Origin of the sequence: Streptomyces sp. NPDC007162 (genome assembly GCF_040634175.1) — a bacterium.
Taxonomy (GTDB): Bacteria; Actinomycetota; Actinomycetes; order Streptomycetales; family Streptomycetaceae; genus Streptomyces.
Map to the genome: position 1 here is coordinate 1 of NZ_JBEYFC010000633.1, position 4,463 is coordinate 4,463.

The 4,463-nt window shown below is 72.2% G+C and carries 1 protein-coding gene; it reads left to right on the plus strand.

All coding sequences use genetic code 11. The features are described 5' to 3' along the window. A partial coding sequence (locus ABZ646_RS40950; RefSeq protein WP_360531169.1) for a type I polyketide synthase occupies positions 1-4,463 on the plus strand: 4,463 nt, incomplete at both ends.

Genomic DNA, 4,463 nt, shown 5'->3' on the forward strand with positions numbered 1-4,463 from the left:
GCGATCGGGCACCTCTGGGCGAACGGCGTCGCCGTGGACTGGGCGCCGGTGTTCGAGGGCCTGGACGCGCAGCGGGTCAAGCTGCCGACCTACGCGTTCCAGCACCAGCGCTTCTGGCCGGAACCGGTGCATCAGCCGACGGACGTGACCGCCGCGGGCCTGAGCGCCGCCGGCCACCCGCTGTTGGGCGCCATGCTGCCGCTGCCCCGTACGAACGGCGCGGTCTTCACCAGCCGCCTGTCGCTGCGCACCCATCCGTGGCTGGCCGAGCACACGGTTGACGGCGCTGCGGTGTTCCCGGGCTCCGGCTACGTGGAACTCGCCGTCCGCGCCGGGGACAGCGTCGGCTGCGGCCACCTCGACGAGCTCGTCCTCGAGGAGCCGTTGGTGCTGCCCGCCCAGGGCGGCGTCCAGCTCCAGGTAGTGGTCGGCGACGACCCCGCCGAGCCGGGCACCACGCGCCGCAGCGTCACCGTCTACGCCCGCCGGGACGACGCCGAGTCCTGGACCAGGCACGTCACCGGAGCGGTGACAGCCACCCCGGCACAGGCAACCCCGGCGCAGGCCGGCCCGGAGCTCGACCTGGTCACCGGGGCGTGGCCCGGGCCGGGCGCGACAGAGTTGGACCTCGCCGACTTCTACGACAGCGTCGAGTACGGCCCGCTGTTCCAGGGGGTGACCAAGGCCTGGCGGCGCGCCGGCCATGTCGTCGCCGAGGTTGCTGTGCCCGCCGAGGCCGGTGCGGAGTCGTACGGCATCCATCCGGCCCTGCTCGACGCGGTGCTGCAGACCGCAAAGCTCACCGGAGTCGACGGGTCGCCGTTCGGGTTCACCGGCGTGGTCCTGCACGCGGCCGGTGCCGCCCACCTACGGGTGGCCCTGACCCGCACGGACGATGCGGCAGTCTCCATCGCGGCGGCGGACGGTGCCGGGCAGCCGGTGCTGTCGATCGGCTCGCTGAGCCTCCGGCACCTGGACACCATCAACATCACGGCTGTCCGGGGCGACCGGTCCCTGCTACGGCTGGACTGGATCGACATCGCCGCGACCGGCAGCCCGGTCACCAAGTGGGTGACGGCCGACAGCACGGACCAGGAGTCGGCGCAGGCTGCCGTGTTGTCCGCCTCCGCCGCCCCGGGCGACGTCGCCGCGTCCACGCACGAACTCGTCGGCCGCGTCCTGGAGCAGCTGCAGTCCTGGCTGACGGAGGCCACGATCCCGCTGGTTGTCCTGACCCGCGGCGCGGTTGCCGCCAATCCCGGCGAACCGGTCACCGATCTGGCCGCCGCGGCGGTGTGGGGCCTGGTGCGCTCGGCACAGACCGAGAACCCGGGCCGCATCGTCCTGCTCGACATGGACGCAGACACGAACGCGAACGCAGACACGGGCAGGGACACGGGCGTCGACGCCGCACTGCTCGGTCACGTCCTGGCGAGTGGGGAGCCCCAGCTGGCCCTGCGCAACGGGACACTACGCGCCGCGCGACTGACAAGGACCGAGCCCACGGACGAGCCGCCGACGCCCCTGGAGCACGCCGGAACCGTTCTCATCACGGGCGGCACTGGCGGACTGGGCGGCGTGGTGGCCCGGCACCTGGTCGGCGAGCACGGTGTGCGGAGCCTGCTGCTGCTCAGCCGGCGAGGAATGGCGGCAGCGGGTGCGGAGGAGCTGGTCGCGGAGCTGTCTGGCACAGGTGCCGCCGTCGAGGTCGTGGCCTGTGACGTCACCGATCGGGTGGCCCTGGCCGAGGTCATCGGCGCCCACGACATCAGCGGAATCGTTCACACCGCGGGTGTGGTCGAGGACGGCGTCGTCGCCACGCTCTCGCGGGAACAACTGGACCGGGTGCTCGCACCGAAGGTCGATGCGGCCTGGCACCTGCACGAGCTGACCCGCGGCCTGGACCTGTCGATGTTTGCCCTGTTCTCGTCGATCGGCGGGCTGCTCGGCGGCGGCGGGCAGGCCAACTACGCCGCCGGCAACGCCTTCCTCGACGCGCTCGTGCAGCAACGGCGCCACGACGGTCTGCCCGGCGTGTCGATGGCCTGGGGGCCGTGGACGACCGAGGTCGGCATGGTCGGCACGCTGTCGGAGACCAACCGGCGGCGGATGGGCCGGGCGGCGCTGCCTGCGCTCGCCGTCGAACACGGCCTGGAGCTGTTCGACGAGGCGCTGCGGGCCGATCTCCCGCTGCTGGCGCCGACACGGCTCGATCTGCGGTCGTTGCGGGCGCAGCCGGAGCTTCCCGCCCTGTGGCGGGCTCTGGTCGGCGGCCCTGCCCGGCGTACCGCCGGCGCCGCGCCCGACGCCAGCGGCGGTCAAGGCTTGGCCGCTCTGCCGCCGGCCGAGCGGGAGAAGGTCCTCGTCGAGCTGGTCCGCGAGTCGGCCGCGGTGGTGCTGGGGCATGCCTCGGCCGCGCAGATCAACGCCCAGCAGCCGTTCAGCGAGCTGGGTTTCGACTCGCTGACCTCGGTGGAGCTGCGCAACCTGCTGCAATCCCGTACCGGGCTCAGCCTTGCCGCGAGCGCGGTGTTCGACTATCCGACCGTCACCCGGCTGGCTGCGCACCTGGCCGGCGAGGTCGGCGAGCCGGACGCTGCCGGGCCGGCGTCGGTGCCGGCGTTCGGCACGGTCACCGACGACCCGATCGTGCTGGTCGGCATGGCCTGCCGCTTCCCGGGCGATGTCCAGGGCCCGGAAGACCTGTGGCGCCTGATCAGCGAGGGAACCGACGGCATCGGCTCCTTCCCGACCGACCGTGGCTGGGACCTCGACGCGCTGCTCGGTCCGGACGGCTCCGGCACCGGCACGTCGATCACCGCGGAGGGTGGTTTCCTCACCGGCGTCGACGAGTTCGACGCGGCGTTCTTCCACATCTCGCCACGCGAGGCCCAGGCGACCGATCCACAGCAGCGATTGCTGCTGGAAGTGGCCTGGGAGGCCCTGGAACGTACGGGCATCACCCCCTCGGCCCTGGCGGGCAGCGCCACGGGCGTCTTCGTCGGCGCCTACCAGACCGGCTATCTCGACCTGGTCAACCGCGGCCACGACGACCTGCGCGGACATGTGCTCACCGGCGCGGCGACCAGCGTGATGTCCGGTCGTGTGGCGTACGCCCTGGGGCTGGAAGGTCCCGCGGTCAGCGTGGACACGGCCTGCTCGTCGTCGCTGGTGGCCATGCACCTCGCGGCCCAGGCCCTGCGGTCAGGTGAGTGCTCGCTCGCCCTGGCCGGCGGTGTGACGGTGATGGCGACGTCCGACATGTTCGTCGGGCTCACGAAGCAGGGCGGTCTCTCCGCGGACGGCCGGTGCAAGTCCTTCGACGACGCCGCCGACGGGACGGGCTGGTCCGAGGGCGTCGGCGTCGTGGTGATGGAGCGCCTTTCCGAGGCTCGGCGCAACGGCCACGAGGTCCTCGCCGTGTTCCGCGCCAGCGCGGTCAACCAGGACGGCGCCTCCAACGGCCTGACCGCCCCGAACGGCCCCTCCCAACAGCGCGTGATCCGTCAGGCCTTGGCGACCGCGGGTCTGTCACCCGCCGACGTGGATGCGGTCGAGGCCCACGGTACGGGCACCAGGCTCGGTGACCCGATCGAAGCCCAGGCCCTGCTGGCGACCTACGGCGGCGACCGCCCCGATGACAAGCCCCTGTGGCTCGGCTCCTTGAAGTCCAACATCGGCCACACGCAGGCGGCCGCGGGTGTCGGTGGCGTGATCAAGATGGTCATGGCGCTGCGTCACGGCATCCTGCCCAAGACCCTGCACGTGACCGAGCCGTCGACGAAGGTCGACTGGACTCAGGGCGACGTCCGGCTGCTCACCGAGGCCGTGCCGTGGCCGGAGACGGGCCGTCCCCGCCGGGCCGGGGTGTCCGCTTTCGGCATCAGCGGCACCAACGCACACATCATCCTGGAAGCGCCGGAACCGGATCCCGCCGATGCCGGGGCCGAGTCGATGCCCGATGCGACCGCCGTCGTGCCGTGGGTGGTGTCCGGCAAGACTGCCGCGGCGGTGCGGGCACAGGCCGCGCGGCTGCTGGAACATGTGGAATCGGTTCCCGAACTGCGTCCGGTGGACGTTGCATGGTCGCTGCTGGCCAGCCGCGAGACCTTCGAGCACCGGGCGGCCGTGGTGTCCGGCGACCGGGACGAGCTGCTGGCCGGCCTGCGCGCCATCAGCGACGACGCCATCGAACCGGCTCCCGCCCGTTTCACGGACCGGGTCGTGTTCGTGTTCCCGGGTCAGGGTGCGCAGTGGGTGGGGATGGCGCAGGAGCTGATCGGGTCTTCGCCTGTCTTCGCTTTGTCGATGCGTGAGTGTGCGGAGGCTTTGGAACCGTTCGTGGACTGGTCGTTGGCCGATGTGCTCGGTGACGAGTCGGCGTTGCGGCGGGTGGATGTCGTGCAGCCGGCGTTGTGGGCGGTGATGGTGTCGCTGGCTGCGGTCTGGCGCTCGTACGGGGT